Source organism: Streptomyces sp. NPDC020747 (assembly GCF_044334695.1).
Taxonomy (GTDB): domain Bacteria; phylum Actinomycetota; class Actinomycetes; order Streptomycetales; family Streptomycetaceae; genus Streptomyces.
The window spans coordinates 152,925-175,796 of record NZ_JBIRTJ010000002.1 but is presented as its reverse complement, the minus strand read 5'-3'; the positions used below and the strand labels follow the sequence as shown (position 1 = coordinate 175,796).

The following is a 22,872-nucleotide window of genomic DNA, read 5'->3' as shown; positions in this document are numbered from 1 at the left end:
CGCGCTTTCTCCTCGTAACAGGCAAACCTCGGATGTGTCGCTCAATATACTTTTTATGTACTTTTACGTACGAAGGGGCGCCCGGTGACGCAGACCCCTGCCTGCCCGCCGCCACTTCCGGAGGCCGAGGCCGAGGACGGGACCGAGGTGGAGGTCGACCTCGAACCCGCGCCCCCCGCCCCCGCCCTGACGCCAGGTCAGGCCTTCGACGCCCTCTACGCGTTCGCGGCCCCCGCCCTCGTACGGCAGGCCTATCTGCTGACCGGGCGGCGTGAGTTGGCGCGTGAGGCCGTGGAGCGGGCCTTCCAACTGGCGTGGCAGCGCTGGCCGGAGGTGGCGGTCGACCGGGATCCGGCGGGCTGGGTGCGGGCAGCGGCGTACGAGTACGCGATGTCCCCCTGGCACCGGCTGCGTCTTCGGCACCGGACCCCGGAGCCACCGCCCGCCGCCCTGGACGACCGCCGGCTGCTCTCCGTACTGCTCGGCCTGCCGCCGGCGTACCGACGCACCGTGCTGCTCCACGACGGCCTCGGCATCGGGCTGCCGGAGACCGCGGCCGAGACGGAGGCGAGCACGCCCGCGGCGGTGGGCCGGCTGCTGCACGCGCGCGAGGTCGTCGCCGCGCGCGTGCCCGAGCTCGCGGATCCCGGGGAGCTGCGGCTCAGGCTGACGGAACTCGGGAGCAAGGAGTCGCTGCGGACCGCCGCGAAACCCGTCGTGGTGCGGTCGGGAAGTGAGCGCCGCGCCCGTCGCTGGACCCGCGCGGCGATCGCCTTCACGGTCCTGCTCATCGGGTCCACCGCGTTCACGCTCCGCACAGCGCCCGACCACTACGAGGCCCCGCAGGCGCCCGCCGCGACGATCAGCGGGGTTCCGCCGAGGTCGGGCCCCGGTCCGCTGTCCGAGGAGGAGCAGGAGCTCCGCACCAAGCTCCGCACGATGTTCCAGAGCGGTCCGGAGAGGCTCCGGCCGGAGCTCCGCTGAGGAGCATGGGTACGAGAACCGCCGGGCAGACGGCGACGCGGACGGGCCCGCACCCCTGGAGAAGGGATGCGGGCCCGTCCGCGTACAGGCGGCGAATCAGCCGACCGGAGTCGTACCGGGGGCTGCGCCGGGAAGTGCGCCAGGTGCCGTGCTCAGCCGGCCAGGATGGCGCGGGCCAGCTTCGCCGTCTCGGTCGGGGTCTTGCCGACCTTGACTCCGGCGGCCTCCAGGGCCTCCTTCTTCGCGGCGGCCGTGCCGGAGGAGCCGGAGACGATGGCGCCGGCGTGGCCCATGGTCTTGCCCTCGGGCGCGGTGAAGCCCGCGACGTAACCGACGACCGGCTTCGTCACGTTCTTCGCGATGAAGTCGGCCGCGCGCTCCTCGGCGTCGCCGCCGATCTCGCCGATCATGACGATCAGGTCGGTGTCGGGGTCGGCCTCGAACGCGGCGAGCGCGTCGATGTGCGTCGTACCGATGACCGGGTCGCCACCGATGCCGACGGCCGACGAGAAGCCGATGTCACGGAGCTCGTACATCATCTGGTACGTCAGCGTGCCGGACTTCGAGACCAGGCCGATGCGGCCCGGCTTCGTGATGTCGCCCGGGATGATGCCGGCGTTGGACTGGCCCGGCGTGATGAGACCGGGGCAGTTCGGGCCGATGATGCGGGTCTTGTTGCCCTTCGACTTCGCGTACGCCCAGAAGGCGGCGGAGTCGTGGACGGCGATGCCCTCGGTGATGACGACCGCGAGCGGGATCTCGGCGTCGATGGCCTCGACGACGGCGGCCTTGGAGAAGGCCGGCGGCACGAAGAGGACGGACACGTTGGCGCCCGTCTTCTCGATCGCCTCGGCGACCGTGCCGAAGACCGGGATCTCGGTGCCGTCGACGTCGACCGACGTGCCGGCCTTGCGCGGGTTCACACCGCCGACGATGTTGGTGCCGTCGGCGAGCATGAGCTTGGTGTGCTTCATGCCCGTGGAGCCGGTCATGCCCTGGACGATGACCTTGCTGTCCTTGTTGAGGAAGATAGCCATGGCTGTGGTTTTCCCTCGTCCCTTACTTGGCCGCGGCCAGCTCGGCGGCCTTGTCGGCCGCGCCGTCCATGGTGTCCACGCGCTGCACCAGCGGGTGGTTGGCGTCGGACAGGATCTTGCGACCCAGCTCCGCGTTGTTGCCGTCGAGACGGACGACCAGCGGCTTGTTGACTTCCTCGCCCTTGTCGGCGAGCAGCTGCAGCGCCTGGACGATGCCGTTGGCGACCTCGTCACAGGCGGTGATGCCACCGAAGACGTTGACGAACACGGACTTGACGTCCGGGTCGCCGAGGATGATCTCCAGGCCGTTCGCCATGACCGCGGCGGAGGCGCCGCCGCCGATGTCGAGGAAGTTGGCCGGCTTCACGCCGCCGTGGTTCTCACCGGCGTACGCGACGACGTCGAGGGTGCTCATGACGAGACCCGCGCCGTTGCCGATGATGCCGACCTCGCCGTCGAGCTTGACGTAGTTGAGGTTCTTCTCCTTGGCGGCGGCCTCCAGCGGGTTGGCCGCGTCCTTGTCCTCCAGCGCCTCGTGCCCGGGCTGGCGGAAGTCGGCGTTCTCGTCGAGCGAGACCTTGCCGTCCAGCGCCAGGATGCGGCCGTCCTTGGTCTTCACCAGCGGGTTGACCTCGACGAGGAGCGCGTCCTCGGCGACGAAGGTCTCCCACAGGGTCACCAGGGCCTCGGCGACACCCTCGGCCACCTCGGCCGGGAACTTCGCCAGGGCCACGATCTCGCGGGCCTTGACGATGTCAACGCCCTCGACCGCGTTGACCGGGACCTTCGCGAGGGCCTCGGGGGTCTTCTCCGCGACCTCCTCGATGTCCATGCCGCCCTGCACCGAGGCCATGGCCAGGAAGGTGCGGTTGGTGCGGTCGAGGAGGTACGAGACGTAGTACTCCGCCTCGATCTCCGGGGACAGCTCGGCGATCATCACCTTGTGGACCGTGTGGCCCTTGATGTCCATGCCGAGGATGTCGGTCGCACGGGCGACCGCCTCGTCGGGGTTGGCGGCGAGCTTGACACCGCCGGCCTTTCCTCGGCCACCGACCTTCACCTGGGCCTTGACGACGGACTTGCCGCCAAGCCGCTCGGTCGCCTCGCGGGCTGCCTCAGGCGTGTCGATCACTTCACCGGCCAGCACCGGTACACCGTGCTTGGCGAAGAGGTCCCTCGCCTGGTACTCGAACAGGTCCACGCGCGTCCGTCCCTATCAGGTATCTCGCGGTTCGTTGTCTGCGTGGGCGTGCCGCGAAGGGCAACGTGACTGCGCGGTCACAAGGAGGGCGTGGGCACGGTGGCCGGCACGCGGCATGTCCGCCTCGCAGGTTATCCCCGCTCATGGTGGGGTCGTAAATCGCAGATCACACCTGGGCGGTGATTACGGTCACAGACCACCACTCTAAAGGGCCTCACCAGGCTGGGGTTTGCCTGGTGAGGCCCCTCGAACAACCCCTGACAGTGACCTGAGGGGCGTAGGGCGGCCGGTCCCCACCCCAATGAGGACCGCCCGGCCCTGACCGCAGGGTTCCGGTCGCACGACCGACGGATTTCGGCCGTACGTGACCGTCGCGCTGCGGGGTCCGGTGGATGCCGTACGACCGGCGGCCGGGCACGGTCGTACGGCGGGGTGTACGCCCCTGGGGCAACGCCTCGGGGTTCCCTCGGGGCATACGCCCTGGGCGTCGTCAGACGCCGTAGGGGGAGCCGTGCTGCCCGTAGGGGGCGGTCGGCAGGGAGCTCGGAGCGACCTCGTACCGGTCGGTCGGCAGGTAGCTCGGGGTGACGGAGTCGGCGACGTCCTCGACTCCGCCGACGGCGTTTCCGGCCAGCGGGCCGGCGGCCGACCCGACGGCTCCGGTCACGTTCCCCGCGAAGGGCCCGACCTGTCCGGTCACGTCGGCCGCGAACGGGGCGACTTCGCCGACGACACCGTCCGCGAAGGGGCGTACGTCGCCCGTGACGCCGTACGCCAGCGCCGTGGCACTGCCGCCGACGCCGTCCACGACCGGCCTGACGTACTGGACGGCCGTGTCCACGACCGGCCGCACCGCGCCGACGGCGCCCTCGGCGAACGGCGGCACCTGGCCGACGACGCCCCGTGCGAACGGGTCGACCTGGCCGACCACGCCGTACGCGAGCGGCGGGACCTCGCCGACAACGCCGTCCGCGAAGGGCCGCACGTCGCCGACGACACCGTCGGCGAGCACGGTCGCGTCGCCGACCGCCTGCCCGGCTACGGGCACCACACCGTCCACCGCCGTGGCGGCGACGGGCGGGAGGACGGAGTCGACGGTCTCGTCGGCGACCTGGGTGACGACGGAGGTGGCGTACGGGGGAACGCCCGCGACCACGCCGGTGGCGTACGGGGCGACCTCGCCGACGACACCGGTCGCGTACGGGCCGACGTTCCCGACCAGGCCCGTCGCGTACGGGGCCACGTCGCCGGTGACGCCGTCGGTGTACGTGCGCACGTCGGCCACGACCTCGTTGGCGAGGCCGGTGGCGTTGTCCGCGGCCTGGCCGGCGACCGGGACCACGCCGTTCACTGCGCCGGTGGCGACCCGGGGGACTCCGGTCACGGCCTGGTCGGCGACGGGCGTGACCCCGCCGACGGCCCGACCGGCGATCGGGGTGACGCCGTGCACGGCGGTGGCTGCGACGGGCGGCAGCGCGGCGGCGGCCGTCTCGTCGACTACCGGGGTGGCGGTCCCCTGGATGCCGCCCTGGATACCGCGGACCGTGGAGGGGAGGCCGGTGACGGTGGCGGCCGCCTCGGCCCGCACGGAGGTCACGGTGGTCCGGGCCCGGCCGCCGAGTGTGGCGACGGTGCCGTGGACCTGGCCCTTCGCACCGGTGACCGTGTTCTGGAGGTGTGCGGGGGTGGTGTCGAGGGTGGCCCGGAGCCGGCCGGGCACGCCGTTCGCGGTGGCCGTGGCGCGGGCGTCGGGAACGGTCCGGCCGGCGGTGGCGACGGTCTGCCGCACCTGGGCACGGGCGCCGGAGGGGACTGCGGTGGCGGTGCGCCGGGTGGCCCCGAGCTTCGTCTGCGTGGCGGCGAGGGCCTGCTCCAGCTCCGGCGCGAAGGCCGAGAGGGGGCCGAAGAGGTAGTCGACCTCGCCTTGGGGGTGGGGGGTGGGGGCGTCGGACAGTGCGTCGGTGGCCCTGGCGGTCACGTCTGCGGCGGACTCGGCGACGGTGTCCACCTTGCCCTTGACCTGGATCTGGGTCTGGGTCTGGGTCTTCTGGGTGGGGAGCTCGGCATCTACGTACCGGCGGGCCTGGTCGGCCGCCTTCGTCTTCGCGTCGGCGGCCGGCTTCGTCCCGGCGATGGCGTCGGCGCTCGTGCCGGTGATGTCGGTGACGGTGGCGCGAGCGTCGGGAACGGTTCGGGCGGTGACCGGGGAGGCGTCGGTGCGGACGTCTCCGACCGCCCCGTCGACGGTGTCGGTGACCGTGCCGACGACGGGGTCCACGTCGTCCAGGGAGAGGGACGCGTCGGGTACGGAGGCGGACGTGGCGGGCAGTTCGTCCGCGCTGGCGACGGCTGAGCCGAGCGCCCAGGCACCGGTGACTCCGGCGGCTATGACGATGGAACGGCGAATGTTCTTGTGCATGCGTGCGTCAGTCCTTCGGAAGACCGAGAGTTCGGGACGTGGTGTGGGGAGGGACCGGGCGTCCGGAGGGGCCGATGCGCCGCGTCGGTGCTTCGAACTGAGGAGTCGAGCACCGACGGCCGTGGCAGCGGCCCGCGTCCGGGGTGTCCGGTCGATCGCGTCCGGAGAATCCGGAGAATCCGGAGAATCGGAGGGATGTCCGGACGGGCGCGCGGGCAGACCTGTTCCGCCCCCGCGCGGCAGGTCTCAGCGGGGGAAGGCCGGCGGCTCTAGCCGGGGAATGCCGGGATGTCCCGGTGCCTGTCCCTGGTCCCGGCCGCGGTGACGTCCGCGGCGGCGCCGGGCACCAGCGCCGGCCGGTCCCTCTCGTTCAACGCGACGGTCTGCGCGTCGCCGTGCCGCGGCGACCCGTTGTCGACCGCGGAATGACGCCCCGGCGCACCCGTGGGGTCGCCGTCGGGAACCTGGTGCACGGGTGCCTGCTCGGCCCGCGTGCCCTGAGTGTCCGCATGGTGGCGCACATCGTCACCGGCCGCCGCGAGGCCACCGGCGAACCGCGGCCCGTACACCGTCGCCGCGTTGTCGTCGCGCGACTGCTTCTCGGCCGCCCGGTGGTTGTCCGTCGCCCCGCCGGGCTGCTGCGGCACCGCACCGACCGGCAGGGTCTGCCCGGGAACCGCGGGCAGCGGCAGCCCTGGCAACTCCGGGAGCCCGGGAAGGCCCGGCAGCGTGGGCAGTTGAGGCAGCGACGGCCACCACTGCGGCGGGTCCGGCCGCTCACCGATCCCGCCGGTGACCCCGCCGGTGATCCGATCCACCAGATCACCGATGGGCTGTACGACGTCCTTGGTGACCGGCGGTACTACGCGCTCGGTGACCGGGCGTACCACCTGCTCGGTCACCGGCCGCACGACAGGTTCGGCGACCGGCCTCACGACTCGCTGGACTTCGTCGGTCACGGGCGTGATCGCTCTGGGGAGTCCAGGTTGCTCGGAGCCGGAACCGGAACCGGAGGACGCGGTGGAGACGGGCGGCGGGGTGGCCGACGAGACCGTCGCGGACCGTGAGTTCGAGCCCGAGGGCCGCTCTCCGACCCGCTGCCGCGGCTCCTCCGCACCCTTCGCCGACCGCTCGGCCGAACTCGTCACCGACCGCACGACCTCTGTGAGCTTCGAGGCCGGCGCGACACCGTCCGCCGCGCGCGCCTGCTCCCCGCAGAGGAGCCCCAGCACGAACAACCCGCCCACCAGCAGCGCCACTTGCAGCGCACGCCGCCCCGCCGCCGTGCGCGTCACGCGCAGAGCGACAGCGGGCGGTACGGCTGACAGGGCCAAGGCGGGGAGAGCCTCCCGTGCGGAGGGACGAGGTGAAGCGAGATGAGGTCGGGTGAAGCGAGATGAGGCGGGGTGGAGCGAACGGGGGCGCGGCTGCGAGGCTGCGCGCCCTCTGAAGTCCGGCCGATCCTTGCACGGGACTCCCGAGGTCGCGCAAGTCCCCTGTTACCGATGGATACTCATGTCCGCTTTTTCCGTCGTCTGTCAGCTCCGCCGCGTCTCCCTCGCTGCCGCCTCTACTGCCCCGGGCTCCCGGTGTCCGGTATCGGCAGCGGGCGCTTCTCGATCGCCGCCGCCATCACCTCCGGGAAGAGGTCGGGCGTACAGGCGAACGCCGGTGCTCCCAGTGCCGCGAGCGCCGCCGCGTGCTCTCGGTCGTACGCGGGAGCCCCCTCGTCGGACAGCGCGAGCAGCGTCACGAACTGCACCCCCGACGCCTTCATCGCCGCGACCCGCTTGAGCATCTCGTTCCGGATGCCGCCCTCGTAGAGGTCGCTGATGAGGACGACCACGGTGTCGGCGGGGCGCGTGATCTGCGACTGGCAGTACGCCAGCGCCCTGTTGATGTCCGTCCCGCCGCCGAGTTGCGTACCGAAGAGCACGTCGACCGGGTCGTCGAGCTGGTCGGTGAGGTCGACGACGGCCGTGTCGAAGACCACGAGCCGGGTGTTGATGGACCGCATCGAGGCGAGCACCGCGCCGAACACCGACGCGTACACGACCGACGCCGCCATCGAGCCCGACTGGTCGATGCAGAGGATGACCTCCTTCTTCACGGACTGCGACGCGCGCCCGTACCCGATGAGCCGCTCGGGCACGATCGTGCGGTACTCGGGCAGGTAGTGCTTGAGGTTGGCCGAGATCGTGCGGTTCCAGTCGATGTCGTGGTGGCGGGGCCGGTTGATACGGGCGCTGCGGTCGAGGGCGCCGGTGAGCGTGGCCCTGGTGCGCGTCGCGAGCCGTTTCTCCAGGTCCTCGACCACTTTGCGTACGACCGCCCGCGCCGTTTCCTTGGTCGTCTCGGGCATGGCCTTGTTGAGCGACAGGAGCGTGCCGACCAGGTGGACGTCCGCCTCCACCGCCTCCAGCATCTCCGGCTCCAGGAGCAGGGTGGACAGGCCGAGCCGGTCGATGGCGTCCCGCTGCATGACCTGGACGACGGAGGACGGGAAGTACGTCCGGATGTCCCCCAGCCACCGGGCGACGGACGGCGCGGACCCCCCGAGCCCCGCCGAACGCTCCCGCCCGGCCCGCGCCTTGCCCACCTTGCCGTTCCCGTACAGCGCGCCGAGCGCCCCGTCCATCGCTGCGTCCTGCCCGGTGAGCCGGCACCCGGTACCGTCCGCGTCCTCCCCGCCGAGCACGAGCCGCCAGCGGCGAAGCCGTTCGTCGTCGGCGCCGCCCGGCTCGGGCGCCTCGGCCTGGTCGGTCGCTCCCGTGTTCACCGCTCCCGCGCTCATCGGCCCACCCCCACAAGGTCGTTGTCATCGGCGCCGTTGTCATTGCCGTTGGTGCTGCTGGTGCTGGTGCTGGTGCCGTGGAGGCTGCTGTCGGCGGCACCGTCGGTGAACGCTGTTTCGTCCGGCCCCAGCAGCAGGCGCAGCACCGGCAGCACCGCGTCGGCGCGTGCGGCGTCGAGGTCGGAGGCGAAGCCGGGTATGCCCGAGGCGGTGGCCGTGGCACTGCCTCGCGTTCCCGGGCCACGCCGGACCAGTTCGCCGAGGGTGCGGCGCACTCCGGGCTCGTACGCCGAGAAGGTGCGCCTCAGCAACGGCAGTACGTCCGTGAACGCGCCCCCCGGCACCCCGGCCAGCCAGGCGTCGACCAGCCCGAGCAACCGCTCGTCGTGCACGAGCAGCATCCCGCCCCCGGAGCCCCCGCCGACGAAGCCCTCGATCCACGCCGCCGCGTCCGCCGGCTCCGTCCCCGGCGACAGCACGAGCCCCATGAGCCGCGCCGCCTCCTCCTGCCCCAACTCCCCGTCGTCCAGCAGCAACCGCACGGCCCGGCCCCGGATGACCCCGGGAACCGTGTCCCGCCCGGAGAGCGTGCGCAGTACGCCGTGCCAACGGCCGCGTATACCGCCACGGGGTCCGGGCCTGGATCCGGCCGAGCCCCTCGACTCGCCCCCTGCCGACGCCTCGGCCCCCTCGGACCCTTCAGACTCCTTGGGCGTCTCGGACCCCTCGGACTCCTTGGGCCTCGCGGGTCCCTGCTCACCTCGCGCCCAGCCCTCCACGTCTCGTGCGGAGTCGGCCTCATCCCGTGCAGAGTCGGCCTCGTGCCGTGCGGAGTCGTCCCCCTCTCCCTCCCCCAGCAACCCCACCGCCCCGTGCACCGCGTCCACATGCCCGCGCATCTCCTCCGCGGCGTCCGCGTCGAGTGCGGCGCAGGCCGGGGGCAGCCCCACGAAGACGCGCTCGGCGAGCCCCGCGGCCACCTCGGCCAGGGCCTGCGTACCCGTGCCGCGTACGTTGCCGTAGCGGAGGGAGCGGACCAGCGCGGGGAGCGCCTGGGCTAGGTGGCCGACGTCGGCGTCCAGGGCGGCGCGGTCGGCGAGGATCCGCATCACCACCGGGAGGGCGTCCGGGAGTTCGGCGAGGAGGCAGCGCTCGGCGAGGCCCGTGACGTCGGCGAGGGACCGTGCGCCGATGGCGTCCGCCCCGGCCTTGGCGGTCGCGGCGGCGAGCACGGTCGTGCCCCACACTCCGGCCTCGGCGACCCGCACCGCCAACTCCGGCTCCCAGCGCAGCCGCCAGGTCTCCCGGAACGTACCGGTGCTGCCGCGCGACGCGGCCGGCTCGCCCCACTCGATACCCAGGAGCCGCAGCCGGTGCAGCAGCCTGCTGCGCCCGGCGTCGTTCTCCTTGCGCAGATCGAGCTCCAACTCCCGCTCCTGCGCCTCCGGTTTGAGCCGCAGCCGCCGCTGCAGCCGGTCGAGGTCGCGCTGCAGCGGCACGGCGGGCGCCGCCGCGGGCACCTCGCCCAGGACGTCACCGACGACGAGCCGGTCGTGCACGAGCGCGAGGGGCACGTCCGAGCCCTCGCACATCACGGCCCGTACGGCGTCGGTGGTCTCGGTCAGGCCCGGCAGGGGGCGGCCCCGCATCGCGGCGAGCGTGTCGGCGAGCCGCACCGCCTCGATGACGTGCGCGGACGAGACGAGCCGGTCCTCGTCGCGCAGCAGCCGGGCCACCTTCGTCATCCAGCGCTCGATCGGGCGGTCGGCGGCGCCGAACAAGTGTCCGTACCAGCCCGGTGAGTCGATCCCCGCGCCGTAGCCGCTCACCCGCGACAGCCGTCGGTGGGTCCAGGGCACCCATGTCATGTCGGCCTTGGCCTTGGGCAGCCCCTTAAGCAGTGCCCGGTCCGCGGCGACGGTCGTGCGCTGACGCAGCGCGGGCACGTGCCAGGCACCGCACACCACGGCCACGTCGTCCCCGAACTCCCGCTGGGCCGCCCGGACCTGGAGCCGCATGTACGCCTCCCGCACGAGGTCCCGCTCGTGTCCCCCGGTCCCGAACGCCTCCCGCAGGGCCCCCATCGCCTCGCCGAGCACCTCGAACGGCGCGAACGCGTCCCCGTCGCTCGCCCCCCGGTGCTCGATCACGTCCTCCCACCACCGCTCGGCGTCGTCGTACCCGGCGGTCTCGGCGAGGACGGCGAGCGGGTCGATCCGCACGGCCTCCTCGGGCTCGGACGGAAGTCCTCCCGGCTCCCCCTCCCCCGCCCGCTCCCTCTTCTCCGATGCCTCCTGCTTCTGTTCCTCTCCCTCCTCCCGTCCCCATGCCAGCGTGTGCGTGGCCGGGAGGTCGATGAAGCGGGCCGGCACCCCGTGCTCCAGGGCCCAGCGGATGGCCACCCATTCCGGCGAGAACTCGGCGAGCGGCCAGAACGCCGACCGCCCCGGCTCGTCCACGACATGCGCGAGGAGAGCGACGGGCGGCCGCATGTCCTCGTCGGCGGCCAGCGCGATCAACGCGTCGGCCTCCGGCGGCCCTTCGATGAGTACGGTGCGCGGGCCCGCCGCCTCCAGCGCGGCCCGTACGGCCCGGGCCGAGCCGGGTCCGTGGTGGCGCACCCCGAGCAGCAGGGGCCCGGTCCCCCCGTCGCGGTCGCTCACGCGCTCACCTCCCGGCAGGCGCGGTAGAAGTCCTTCCAGCCGTCGCGCTCGCGGACGACCGCTTCCAGGTACTCCTGCCAGATGACGCGGTCGGCGGCCGGGTCACGGACGACGGCGCCGAGGATGCCCGCGGCGACGTCGCTCGCGCGCAGGACGCCGTCCCCGAAGTGGGCGGCCAGGGCGAGGCCGTTCGTGACGACGGAGATCGCCTCAGCGGTGGACAGCGTTCCGCTGGGCGACTTCAGCTTCGTACGCCCGTCGGCGGTGATGCCGTCGCGCAGCTCGCGGAAGACCGTGACGACGCGGCGGATCTCGTCGACACCGTCGGGCACCGCGGGCAGGTCGAGGGAGCGGCCGATCTGGTCGACGCGGCGCGAGACGATGTCGACCTCGGCGTCGGCGCTCTCGGGCAGCGGCAGGACCACCGTGTTGAAGCGGCGGCGCAGGGCGCTGGACAGGTCGTTCACCCCGCGGTCGCGGTCGTTGGCCGTGGCAATCACGTTGAAGCCCCGGACCGCCTGCACCTCAGAGCCCAACTCCGGTATCGGCAGGGTCTTTTCCGACAGGATCGTGATGAGCGAGTCCTGTACGTCGGCGGGGATGCGGGTCAGTTCCTCGACCCGGGCCGTCATCCCCTCCGCCATGGCCCGCATGACCGGGCTGGGCACCAGCGCGTCCCGGCTCGGGCCGTTCGCTAGCAGCTGCGCGTAGTTCCAGCCGTAGCGGATCGCCTCCTCCGGTGTGCCGGCCGTGCCCTGCACGAGGAGGGTGGAGTCGCCGCTGACCGCCGCGGCCAGGTGCTCGGAGACCCACGTCTTGGCCGTGCCGGGCACGCCGAGCAGCAGCAGGGCCCGGTCGGTGGCGAGCGTGGTGACGGCGACCTCGACGATGCGGCGCGGGCCGACGTACTTCGACGTGATCACCGTGCCGTCCGGCAGTGTGCCGCCGAGCAGGTAGGTCGCGACGGCCCACGGCGACATCCGCCAGCGGACCGGGCGCGGCCGGTCGTCCTGCGCGGCCAGCGCCGCGAGCTCGGCGGCGAACGCGTCCTCGGCGTGCGGCCGCAGCGCCTCGCCCTCCGCTGCTTCCCGTGTGTGCGCGGAGTGGTGCTGGCTCGGTTCGACGGACGTCTGGTCGACGGGCACGGACATGGAGCGGTCCCCCTTGCGGCTCGGCCGGTTCGGATCTGGTTCCACCGTGCACTACGCCACTGACAATCGCTCTGACCTGCATAAACGCACTCGCCGGGGCCGATTGTCAGTGGCGGGACCTACCTTCGATGACATGACTCAGCAGGGGGTGCGCTGGACTGCGGATCAGGTGCTTGCACTGGCTCCTGACGCCGCGTCACGCAAGGCGGGCAGCAAGCTCGGCGCGGCAGGGCCGTGGTCGGAGGCGGGGAGTACGGACGAGGGGACGGTGTGGGGGCTGTGCAGGGGGAGCGGCAGCAGGCCGTATCGGACGGTGATCGACATCGCGGACTCCACCGGGCCCGCGTACAAGTGCAGTTGCCCGAGCCGCAAGTTCCCGTGCAAGCACGCGCTGGGGTTGCTGCTGCTCTGGGCGGGCGAGGACGGCACGGTGGCGCGGGGGCAGGTGCCGGACTGGGCGGAGGAGTGGACCGAGGGGAGGAGGAAGCGCGCGGACGACAAACGGGCGGCGAGCGCGGCGGGTTCCCCGGCCTCGGGTGACCCGGAGGCCGCACGGCGCAGGGCGGAGCGGCGGGCAGAGCACATCACCGCGGGGGCCGCGGAGTTGGAGCAGCGGCTGGCCGATCTGCTCCGGGGTGGCCTGGCCACGGCGGAGCAGGCGGGATATGGGCTCTGGGAGGAGACGGCGGCCCGGATGGTCGACGCGCAGGCGTCCGGACTGGCCGCGCGCGTAAGGGAGTTGGGGGCGATCCCGTCGTCGGGCCCCGGTTGGCCGGTGCGGTTGCTGGAGGAGTGCGCGCTGCTCCACCTCCTCGACCAGGGCTGGCTGCGCCGCGAGCGGCTGCCTGACGGCCTGGCCGCGACGGTCCGTTCACGGATCGGCCTTACCGGCTCGGCGGACGGCCCACCGGTCCGCGACCACTGGCTGGTCCTGGCCCAGTACGACACGTCGGACAGCCACCTCACCACCCGCCGCATCTGGCTGCACGGGGCGGAATCGGCACGCCAGGTCCTGCTCCTGTCGTACGGGGCTGCCGGCCGCGCACCCGAACTGGCCCTTCCGGTCGGGCTCGCGCTCGACGCCGAGGTGTCCGCTTATCCGGGCGCGGGGCAGCTACGGGCCGCGCTCGGCGAGCAGTTCACGCCTCCGGCGCCCACGACGACCCGCCCGCCGGGAGTGGGCGTGGCGCAGGCGGCGGCCAGGTACGGCGAGGCGCTCCGGGACGACCCGTGGCTGGACTCCCACCCGGTGACACTCGGCCGCGTCATACCCACCCCCGACGGCGACACCTGGCAACTGGCCGACGCCGACGGCGAGCTGGCCCTACCGCTCACCCCGGCGGCCCGGTCCGGCTCGGGCCTGTGGCGTCTGGTCGCCCTCTCCGGTGGCACACCGGTCACGGTCTTCGGAGAGTGCGGCCACCGCGGCTTCACGCCCCTCACGGCCTGGCCGGAGGGCCCGGGCGAGGCGGTGTCGCTGTGCTGACGACGACACCCGACACGACTCCCGGCCCCCTCACCGCCTACGGACCTGACCGGCCCGACCGACGTGACCAAGATGGCCGCGATGGCCGCGACAGCCGAGATGACCGCGATAGCCGAGATGACCGACGTGACGGACCTGGTGGATCCATGGAAGGGACTCACATGAACAGGACCCCCGCTCCCACCGACACGGCTTCCACCGATGCAGCTTTCACCGACGCCACTTCCACCGACGCGTCTTCCAACGACACGGCCTCCACGGAAGTGTCCGGCGGGAGCCGCTGGGAGGAGCTCGTGACCGCGGCGCTCCTGGGGACCGCGCGGCGCACGCCGTCGGGGGTCCCGGCCGGCCGGGAAGCGCCGACGGCCCTGCTGGACGCGGCGGCCGTGGAGACCGTGCGGCGGCGGGCCGGGATGCGGCCGGGGCGGGCGGCGGCCCGGGTGGAGCCCACGGCGGCGGACCCCCGGCCGCTGTTGCCGACCGCGGCGGCGCGCAGACTCGCGATGCTGCTCGCCGACCGGCCCGGGACGGGCAGCGGCAGTGGCGGCCGCAGAGGGTCGGCGCCCGATCTCATGGAGCTGCTCCCCCAGTGGCTCACCACGGCGAACCTGCGCGGGTTCGCGCCACGCCCGGAGGCGCTGCCCGCGCTGCTGGACGCGGCCCGGGGGCGTACGGATCTACGGCCGGCGGTGCTGGCGTTCGCGGGGCCGCGCGCGCTGTGGCTGGCCCGGCTGAACGCGGACTGGCGGTTCGCGCTGCGCTCGACGCCGGGCGGCGGGGCGGCGCTGCCCGGGCCCGAGGAGCCCGACCGCATAAGGGAGTTGTGGGAGGAGGGGCTGTTCGCCGAGCGGGTCGCGCTCCTTTCCGGGATACGGGCCCGGGACGCGGCGGCCGCGCGGGACCTGCTCGCCACGACGTGGGCGACGGAGCGGGCCGAGGACCGGCTGATGTTCCTCGACTCGTTGCGTATGGGGCTGTGCGCGGCGGACGAGCCGTTCCTGGAGCGGGCGTTGGCCGACCGGAGCCGCAATGTGCGGGCCACGGCGGCGGAGTTGCTGTCCGCGCTGCCCGGTTCGGCGCTCGCCGGACGGATGGCGGAACGCGCGATGTCCTGCGTGGCCGTCGACCACACACAGGGCACACAGAGCACACAGGGCGTGCCGACGATAGCGGTCGAGGCACCGCACGAGTGCGATCCGGGGATGGAGCGCGACGGAGTCGTCCCCAAGGCTCCGGCGGGGCGGGGCGAACGGTCCTGGTGGCTGGGCCAGTTGGTGGAGGCGGCACCGCTCGGCACGTGGTCGCGGCGGCTCGGGGGACGTACGCCGGAGGAGATCGTGGCGCTGCCCGTGGCGGACGACTGGCAGAGCGAGCTGCATGCCGCCTGGTGCCGGGCGGCCGTGCGCCAGCGCGACCCCTCCTGGTCCAGAGCTCTGCTGGGAGCTCCCGCCGCGCCGGAGGCGGGCGGACCGGGGGCGGTGTCGCTGGCCGAGCGGGCCAAGCTGCTCGGCACGCTGGGGGCCGCGGAGCGGGCCGACTGGGTGGCCGGATTCATAGCCGTGCACGGCCTGTCCGAGGCGTTCCAGCTGCTCGGAGTGTGCACGGTGCCCTGGTCGGGACCCTTGGGGCGAGCGGTGGTCGACGCCCTCAACATCGCCCGCGACGCGGGCAGTTATCCATGGAGTTTCAGCGGGGTCATGGGCCTGGCCGAACGCTGCCTGGACCCTTCGGAGGCCCCTCACCTCGAAACCCTCACCGCCATCCCCGACGAACCGGAGAACGCGGCCCCCGGCGCCGGCAGCTACTGGGCGGAATCCTTCCAACGCCTGGTCACGACCCTGCGCCTACGAGCGGCGATGCAGAGAGAACTCACGGAGGAGTAAGCGCCGAGGTGTGGCCGGAACCGGGGCAGAGACTCACAGCACCTCGCAACGCCCTCACCCCACCCACCCCCAAGGGGCGCGGGGAACTGCGCGCTCAGCTCAGACCGACCCGCACCAACAACACACCCCAAGCCCCCACACCCCCGGCCCACCCGGCGGAGCCCTACCGCACGTTCGCGCGAACCCATTCCACGATCGACACAGTCGTCGCCCCGGGCGTAAAGATCTCCGCCACACCCAGCTCCTTCAGCGGCGCGATGTCCGCCTCCGGAATGATCCCGCCCCCGAACACCTTGATGTCCTCCGCGTCCCGCTCCTTCAGGAGCCCGATCACCGCGGCGAACAACGTGTTGTGCGCGCCGGACAGGATCGACAGCCCGATCGCGTCGGCGTCCTCCTGGATCGCCGTGTCCACGATCTGGTCGGGCGTCTGGTGGAGACCGGTGTAGATGACCTCCATACCGGCGTCCCGCAACGCCCGCGCGATCACCTTCGCTCCGCGGTCGTGGCCGTCGAGCCCCGGCTTGGCCACCACCACGCGGATCGGACCGGCTGCCACACCCATCACTGCCTCCATGAACCGACTACACCGAGCTACCGACCCGCACAGTCCGCGGGGATGCGCGAAGCTCCACTGCGATCCGCTGAGATCCACGGAGATCCACTCGGACCTGTACCGACTGATAGCACCCGAGGGCCGAGACGGCGACTCGCCGCCACCGTCCTCACGTCAGATATGCCCCGGTTGCACAGCAACCCCACACGACACGGCCCGGGGAAGTGAACGAACGTTATCGACACCATCCCGCAACCGGCAGTTTCACGGTGTGGGCCGAGGGGGAAATCACACGGTGGGACAAGTTCGCCGCGCACCGGTCCCGCATCACGCGGCACATGGGCCGCAGTCCGCGGCCGATGGGCCGCGGCCGGACCGGGCGCAAGGGGAGCCGCTTCGAGGTCGCCGCACCTCCGCGCCGTCAGCCGCGCGGCACGGTGGTGCGGCGCATCGGCGATCGCACGACGACGGGCCCGCCCGTCGCTCCACCGGTGCCACACGCACCGCACGTGCACCTCGCCTTCCTCGTCACCGGCTTCTCACGAGGGCACACGGGGGACGGAGTCGTCCTCCCGTGCGCCGACGGGAGGTCGGCCATGAAGGTCACCAGGGCAGTGTCGCCCCTTCTTCCACTCTGCCAGCGCCTGCTCCCCGGCAGACTGGCCGGACTCTCGCTGGCCCTCCTGAAGGCGACCGCCCTGGAGATCGCGATCCTCGCCGGCCATCTCCTGCTCTATCCCACAGGCATCACCCCGGAGCGCCGCCCGACCCCACCCGGGTCCCCGGCCGACCTCACCGACACGGACACCCGTACGGGCACAGGCACCGGCGCCACCTCCGACACCACCCGGCTGCCCACCCCCACCAGGCCCCCGGTCGTCCTGCTGCACGGCTTCATCGACAACCGCTCCGTCTTCGTGATGCTGCGCCGCTCACTGGCCCAGCACGGCAGGCAGCAGATCGAGTCGCTCAACTACTCCCCGCTGACCTGTGACATACGGACCGCCGCCGAGCTGCTCGGCCGGCACATAGAGGAGATCTGCGAGCGCACCGGCCGTCACGAGGTGGACGTCGTCGGGCACAGCCTCGGCGGACTGATAGCGCGCTATTACGTGCAGTGCCTGGGCGGTGACGTCCGCGTCCGGACCCTCGTCACACTGGGCACGCCGCACTCGGGCACGCGGGTCGTCCCGTTGATGAACGCGCACCCGATCGTCCGCCAGATGCGTCCCGGTTCGGCCGTGCTCGACGAGCTGTGCCAGCCGGCACCGCACTGCCGGACCCGGTTCGTGAGCTTCTGGAGCGACCTCGACCAGTTGATGGACCCGCTGGAGACCGCGTGCATCGAGCACCCGGACCTGCTCGTCCAGAACGTACGGGTGAGCGGGATCGGGCATCTCGCCCTCCCCGTGCACCCGGCCGTCGCGGCCGGCATCCGGCAGGCCCTGGACGCCGAGGAGACGGAGGCCCGCCCGGCCGCCGCTCGCCCTGCCGCCGCCCACGCCGACGGTCTGACGGTGGCGTGACGGTGGAGTGATCGACCGACGATGGCGCGACCGGAGGCGTGAGCCAACCGGAATCGGCGGAGCGTAAGCGGCGCAAAAGGGGATCGGTACAACCGGAAGGCGCCGCCGAGCCCGTTCAACCGGCTCCGAAGACCGGCGTTTCTTCGAACATTCATCGAACGCCAGGCCAAAGCTGTGCCCACCCTCCGCCGAAAGGCGGCCGAATGCCCGTTTCCTGAGAGAGGGAAAGCCTCCGAAGATTGTCGCGCCCTCATACCGCCGGGTACAGTCGCCGCACTGCTCTGCCAGCCCCTGTCGTCGAGGCGAAAGAGAAGTTGGTGAACGACCGTCACCCGTCGGGGACCGCAACTCCCCCGGCTCCGGCTCCCGAGGCCGCCACGGCGCACTACGCGTCCCATGGCGAACAGGGCGTCCAGTACGGCGACTTCACCATGTACGACGGCTACTCCGCCACCGGTTTTGACGCCACCGCCTCCGGCACGTACGGCACGACGGGCGGCTACGACACGACGGGCGCCTACGCGACGACGACCTTCGACACCGACCCCCTGTTCGGCGACCTCCCCGGCGACGGCGGCGGAACCGACGGCAGCGGCGCGGGCACCGGTTCGTACGACGCCACCCAGTGGGCCACCGGCAGTCATCAGACCCTGAACTACGACCCGTACGCGGCCCAGCACCACGCCGCGTTCGAGACCGGCAGCTACGACACGAGCGGTGTCTGGCCGGATTCCGGTTACCAGCACCTCGGCGAGATCCCGACGCAGGCCGGAAGCCCCGAGGGCACCGGCCAGTGGGACGCGAACGCCTGGCGCCAGGCCGATCCGGTCGACCCCACCCAGCAGTGGACGGCACCGACCTTCGAGACCGGCACGTACGACGCGACGGCGTGGAACTCCGACGGCGGCGAGCAGAACCAGACCCAGGTCCCGCACACGTCGTACGACCACCACGAGGCCCACGACCAGCAGGCCACCACCACCTTCGAGCAGGTCCCGTACGAGGAACAGGCCACCGCGGAAGGCGAGTTCACCCCCTCCGACGACGCCGACGCGGACTCCGCCACCGGTGGCCACAGCCACCACACGCACGACGAACCGCCCTTCGACGACGTCGAGGAGACCACCTCCGTCGCCACCGCCGCCCCGGCCGGGCGCTCCGCGTCACGTGCGGCCGGCCGTTCCGCGCCCCGGTCCCGCCGTCGCACCCCGCCGAAGCGTTCCGCCCTGCTGACGGTCGCCGTGCCCTCGGCGTGTGTGATGGGCGTGGCCGGAATCGCCGCCGCGTCCGTGACCGGCGGCAGCGGCAGCAACGACGACGTGCAGACGACGACGGCCGCCGCGCCCGACGCGAGCGCCGTGAAGCCGGCGGCCGCGAACAACGAGCTGGACACCCAGCTGGAGAACCTCTCCGCGGACGCGGACGACTTCGCCGACCGGGCGAGCCGTACGCAGGAACGTATCGACTTGAAGGCCCAGCAGGTCGCCGACAAGCAGAAGGCGGCGGCGGAGGCGGCCCGCAAGGAGCGGCTGCGCCCGAAGTTCGCACTGCCGGTCGCGCAGCACGGGCTCAGCGCCTACTACGGACAGGCCGGCATCAACTGGATGTCCGTCCACACCGGCATCGACTTCCCCGTCTCGTACGGCACGACGGTGATGGCCGCGACCGACGGGACCGTCCGGACGCAGTGGAACAGCGCGTACGGGAACATGGTCATCGTGACGGCCAAGGACGGTACGGAGACGTGGTACTGCCACCTCTCCACGTACAAGGTCGCCTCGGGTGCCGTCGTGAAGGCCGGGGACCCGATCGCGTACTCCGGGAACTCCGGCAACTCGACCGGTCCGCACCTCCACTTCGAGGTGCGCCCGGGTGGCGGCTCGGCGATCGACCCGCTGCCGTGGCTGCGCAGCCACGGCATCGACCCGACGTGACCCGTTGACCCGTTGGTCCCTGGGGGCGTTTCCCCCAGGGGGCGGGAGCCCTCAGGGCTACAGCTTCTCCACCGGTGCGTACCGCAGCAGCAACCGCTTCGGCTTCTCCTCGCCGAAGTCGACCGTCGCCTCGGCGTTCGCCCCCGTGCCCTTCACCCCGACGACCGTGCCGAGGCCGAACTGGTCGTGGGTGACGCGGTCGCCGACGGCGAGTGACACCACCGGCTTGTCCGCGGCGCCGCCGCGTCGGGTGGCGAAGCCGGACGCGCCCGAGGCGGCCGAGCGGGAGCGCGAGGAGGACAGGGAGGCCGCCACCCCGGACACCGGACCGGAGGCCACCGGGCCGAGGGAGCCCGTGCGCTTCCACTCCAGATGCGTCTCCGGGATCTCCTCCAGGAAACGGGACGGCGGGTTGTACGAGGGCTGGCCCCAGGCGCTGCGCATCGAGGCGCGGGTCAGATACAGCCGCTCCCGCGCGCGCGTGATGCCGACGTACGCGAGCCGGCGCTCCTCCTCCAGCTCCTTGGTCTGGCCGAGTGCGCGCATGTGCGGGAAGACGCCGTCCTCCAGGCCGGTCAGGAACACCACGGGGAATTCGAGGCCCTTGGCGGTGTGGAGGGTCATCAGCGTTATCACGCCGGACCCGTCCTCCTCCTCGTCCGGGATCTGGTCGGAGTCGGCGACGAGCGCGACCCGCTCCAGGAAGGCGGAGAGCCCGCCCGGTGCCTCGCCCTCGCCGGCCTCCTGCTCGAACTCCAGGGCCACGGCGGCCAGTTCCTGGAGATTCTCGATGCGGGTCTCGTCCTGCGGGTCGGTCGAGGCCTGCAACTCGGCGAGGTAGCCGGTCCGTTCGAGAACCGCCTCCAGGACCGTCGCCGGGCCGGCGCCCGACTCGACGACCGTGCGGAGGTCCTCCATCAGCGTGTTGAACTTCTTGACGGCGTTCGTCGAGCGGGACGCCATGCCGTACGCCTCGTCGACGCGGCGCAGCGCCTCCGCGAAGCTGATCTTCTCGCGCTGGGAGAGCGCGTCGATCATCGCCTCGGCGCGGTCGCCGATACCGCGCTTGGGGACGTTGAGAATGCGGCGCAGCGGTACGGAGTCCTCGGGGTTCGCGAGCACGCGCAGGTAGGCGAGGACGTCCCGGACCTCCTTGCGCTCGTAGAAGCGGACGCCGCCGACGACCTTGTAGGGCAGGCCGACGCGGATGAAGACCTCTTCGAAGACACGGGACTGCGCGTTCGTACGGTAGAAGACGGCGACGTCGCCCGCCTTCGCGTCGCCCGCGTCCGTGAGCCGGTCGATCTCGTCGGCGACGAACTGGGCCTCGTCGTGCTCGGTGTCGGCCACATAGCCGGTGATCTGGGCACCGGCGCCCGCGTTGGTCCACAAATTCTTGGGGCGGCGCGACTCGTTGCGCTCGATGACCGCGTTCGCGGCGGTGAGGATCGTCTGCGTCGAGCGGTAGTTCTGCTCCAGCAGGATCGTCTTCGCGTTCGGGTAGTCCTCCTCGAACTGGAGGATGTTGCGGATGGTCGCGCCGCGGAAGGCGTAGATCGACTGGTCGGCGTCACCCACCACGCACAGCTCGGCCGGCGGGAGGTCGTGCTCGCTGGGCGGTACGTCGACCGGGTGCTCGGAGGTGCCGACGAGCTCGCGGACGAGTGCGTACTGCGCGTGGTTCGTGTCCTGGTACTCGTCGACCAGGACGTGCCGGAAGCGGCGGCGGTAGTGCTCGGCGACGTCCGGGAAGGCGCGCAGGAGGTTGACCGTCGTCATGATCAGGTCGTCGAAGTCCAGCGCGTTCGCCTCGCGCAGGCGTGACTGGTACATCGCGTAGGCCTGGGCGAGGGTCTTCTCGAAACCGTCGGCGGCCTGGGCCGCGAAGTCCTCCTCGTCGATCAGCTCGTTCTTCAGGTTCGAGATCTTGGCGCTGAACGACTTGGGCGGGAAGCGCTTGGGGTCGAGGTCCAGGTCACGGCAGACCAGGGCCATGAGGCGCTTGCTGTCGGCGGCGTCGTAGATCGAGAAGGAGGAGGTGAAGCCGAGCTGCTTCGACTCGCGCCGCAGGATCCGTACACACGCGCTGTGGAAGGTCATCACCCACATCGCGTTGGCCCGCGGGCCGACGAGCTGCTCGACGCGCTCCTTCATCTCGCCCGCGGCCTTGTTCGTGAAGGTGATCGCGAGGATCTGGCCCGGGTGCACCCTGCGCTCGCCCAGCAGGTGGGCGATCCGGTGCGTGAGCACACGGGTCTTGCCCGAGCCGGCGCCGGCCACGATGAGCAGCGGCGAGCCGTGGTGGACCACCGCCGCGCGCTGGTTCTCGTTCAGCCCGTCCAGGAGCGCGGCCGGGTCCACGTGCGGGCGAGGGGCCCCGTCGCGGTAGTACCCTCCCCCACTCTCGGCTTCGCTCGAGCGGGGGGACCCCCATCTGCTCGACGGCACGTCGAAGCGGCCGCCGAACAAGTCGTCCGGAACCGGCCCCGACTCCGGCGCCTCGTCCTCGGGCGGCGGCGGGGGCTCGTCCTCGGGCGGCGGGGGCTCCTCGTCGTGGGCCCGCGAGGGCTTGAGGTCCGCCAGGAAGCTGTCATCAAAGAGGCTGCTCATCGCTCTCCGAGTCTAGGCGCCCCCACTGACACACCGCCGCCACCCTGAAAACTCGACGGGATCGCTCCGCGGGGGTGCGGGTTTCCGGGGCCGCTCACGCCGGGCCCGTCACCCTCCGGTGGTGGCGTGTAGCGGTCCGCGATCAGATGGCCGACCTGCGGCTTCGGTGGGAACGGGAATCCGGGAACCCCCTATCGCGGGTGCGGGCGGGCCTTGGCCGACGGCGCAGATCCCCACGCCCCTCTCGGAAGCCACCGTTCGGGATGCCGCCGTCACCGCACTCCGGACAACTCGCCGTAGATCGTTCCCAATTGACCACGGAGAGTCGAGCCCAAAGCTAAGGTCACGAAAACGTATCGGGCATATCGCACATCAAACTTCACAGGGGCCACACGAATTAGCTAAATTTTATGTGGGCCGCACGACCCGCACCGGCGAACACGCCGGGCCGAGCGGCCTCCGCCGAGTCCGGTACGCCCTCGTGGCCGACGGAGCCGGGGACCCAACCGACCTTGGGGTGAATCGGTCCAACTCCCTTCGGGGAAACGGACCGTAGGGCAAACCTTCCGGAGCACCCGCCCGAACCCGACAGCTAACTCGGTAGGCGGATGACGGAAGGAGACGCCCT

General features: G+C 72.1%; 14 protein-coding genes and 1 riboswitch. Of the genes, 5 read left to right on the top strand and 9 right to left on the bottom strand.

The genetic code is table 11. The features are described from left to right. Positions 1–84: 84 nt before the first annotated feature. Complete coding sequence (locus ACH4YP_RS05845; protein WP_398489577.1) at positions 85–984, top strand: RNA polymerase subunit sigma-70; 900 nt, start codon at positions 85–87, stop codon at positions 982–984. 152 nt (positions 985–1,136) lie between these two features. Here ACH4YP_RS05845 and sucD read toward each other — a convergent pair whose 3' ends face one another. From sucD to ACH4YP_RS05810, 7 genes are all read right to left on the bottom strand, one after another. After that, entirely contained in the window at positions 1,137–2,021 is an 885-nt protein-coding gene (gene sucD, locus ACH4YP_RS05840; protein WP_143639188.1) for a succinate--CoA ligase subunit alpha, read from the bottom strand. Positions 2,022–2,043: 22 nt separating this feature from the next. After that, positions 2,044–3,222, bottom strand: a complete 1,179-nt coding sequence (sucC, locus tag ACH4YP_RS05835; protein WP_398489576.1) for an ADP-forming succinate--CoA ligase subunit beta — start codon at positions 3,220–3,222, stop codon at positions 2,044–2,046. A 490-nt stretch (positions 3,223–3,712) separates the two neighbouring features. Next, entirely contained in the window at positions 3,713–5,641 is a 1,929-nt protein-coding gene (locus ACH4YP_RS05830) for a hypothetical protein (RefSeq protein ID WP_398489574.1), read from the bottom strand. Positions 5,642–5,910: 269 nt separating this feature from the next. Further along, positions 5,911–6,936, bottom strand: a complete 1,026-nt coding sequence (locus ACH4YP_RS05825; RefSeq protein WP_398489572.1) for a hypothetical protein — start codon at positions 6,934–6,936, stop codon at positions 5,911–5,913. A 275-nt stretch (positions 6,937–7,211) separates the two neighbouring features. Beyond that, a complete protein-coding gene (locus ACH4YP_RS05820) occupies positions 7,212–8,435 on the bottom strand; it encodes a VWA domain-containing protein (RefSeq protein WP_361054100.1) in 1,224 nt (407 codons plus the stop codon). Beyond that, a complete protein-coding gene (locus ACH4YP_RS05815; protein WP_398489571.1) occupies positions 8,432–11,098 on the bottom strand; it encodes a DUF5682 family protein in 2,667 nt (888 codons plus the stop codon). The genes ACH4YP_RS05820 and ACH4YP_RS05815 overlap by 4 nt, the downstream gene beginning before the upstream one ends. Then, positions 11,095–12,249, bottom strand: a complete 1,155-nt coding sequence (locus ACH4YP_RS05810; protein ID WP_398489569.1) for an AAA family ATPase — start codon at positions 12,247–12,249, stop codon at positions 11,095–11,097. Before ACH4YP_RS05810 ends, ACH4YP_RS05815 begins: the two co-directional genes overlap by 4 nt. Before the next feature lie 133 nt (positions 12,250–12,382). On the opposite strand from ACH4YP_RS05810, the gene ACH4YP_RS05805 reads away from it, so the two are divergent. Together ACH4YP_RS05805 and ACH4YP_RS05800 are read left to right on the top strand one after the other, a co-directional pair. Continuing rightward, on the top strand, positions 12,383–13,735 hold the full coding sequence (locus ACH4YP_RS05805; RefSeq protein ID WP_398489567.1) for an SWIM zinc finger family protein: 1,353 nt from the start codon (positions 12,383–12,385) through the stop codon (positions 13,733–13,735). 161 nt (positions 13,736–13,896) lie between these two features. Further along, on the top strand, positions 13,897–15,618 hold the full coding sequence (locus tag ACH4YP_RS05800) for a DUF5691 domain-containing protein (protein ID WP_398489565.1): 1,722 nt from the start codon (positions 13,897–13,899) through the stop codon (positions 15,616–15,618). Between the two features lie 163 nt (positions 15,619–15,781). On the opposite strand, the gene ACH4YP_RS05795 is transcribed toward ACH4YP_RS05800, so the two are convergent. Further along, positions 15,782–16,183: a cobalamin B12-binding domain-containing protein gene (locus ACH4YP_RS05795; RefSeq protein WP_398489564.1), complete on the bottom strand. Its 402-nt coding sequence runs from the start codon at positions 16,181–16,183 to the stop codon at positions 15,782–15,784. 587 nt (positions 16,184–16,770) lie between these two features. On the opposite strand from ACH4YP_RS05795, the gene ACH4YP_RS05790 reads away from it, so the two are divergent. After that, positions 16,771–17,700, top strand: a complete 930-nt coding sequence (locus tag ACH4YP_RS05790; RefSeq protein WP_361054125.1) for an alpha/beta fold hydrolase — start codon at positions 16,771–16,773, stop codon at positions 17,698–17,700. A 317-nt stretch (positions 17,701–18,017) separates the two neighbouring features. After that, positions 18,018–19,634, top strand: coding sequence for a peptidoglycan DD-metalloendopeptidase family protein (locus ACH4YP_RS05785; RefSeq protein ID WP_361054081.1), 1,617 nt, complete (start codon positions 18,018–18,020; stop codon positions 19,632–19,634). 57 nt (positions 19,635–19,691) lie between these two features. Here ACH4YP_RS05785 and pcrA read toward each other — a convergent pair whose 3' ends face one another. Next, on the bottom strand, positions 19,692–22,244 hold the full coding sequence (pcrA, locus tag ACH4YP_RS05780) for a DNA helicase PcrA (protein ID WP_361054078.1): 2,553 nt from the start codon (positions 22,242–22,244) through the stop codon (positions 19,692–19,694). Positions 22,245–22,694: 450 nt separating this feature from the next. Next, a riboswitch (cyclic di-AMP (ydaO/yuaA leader) is annotated at positions 22,695–22,867 on the top strand. Positions 22,868–22,872 lie beyond the last annotated feature (5 nt).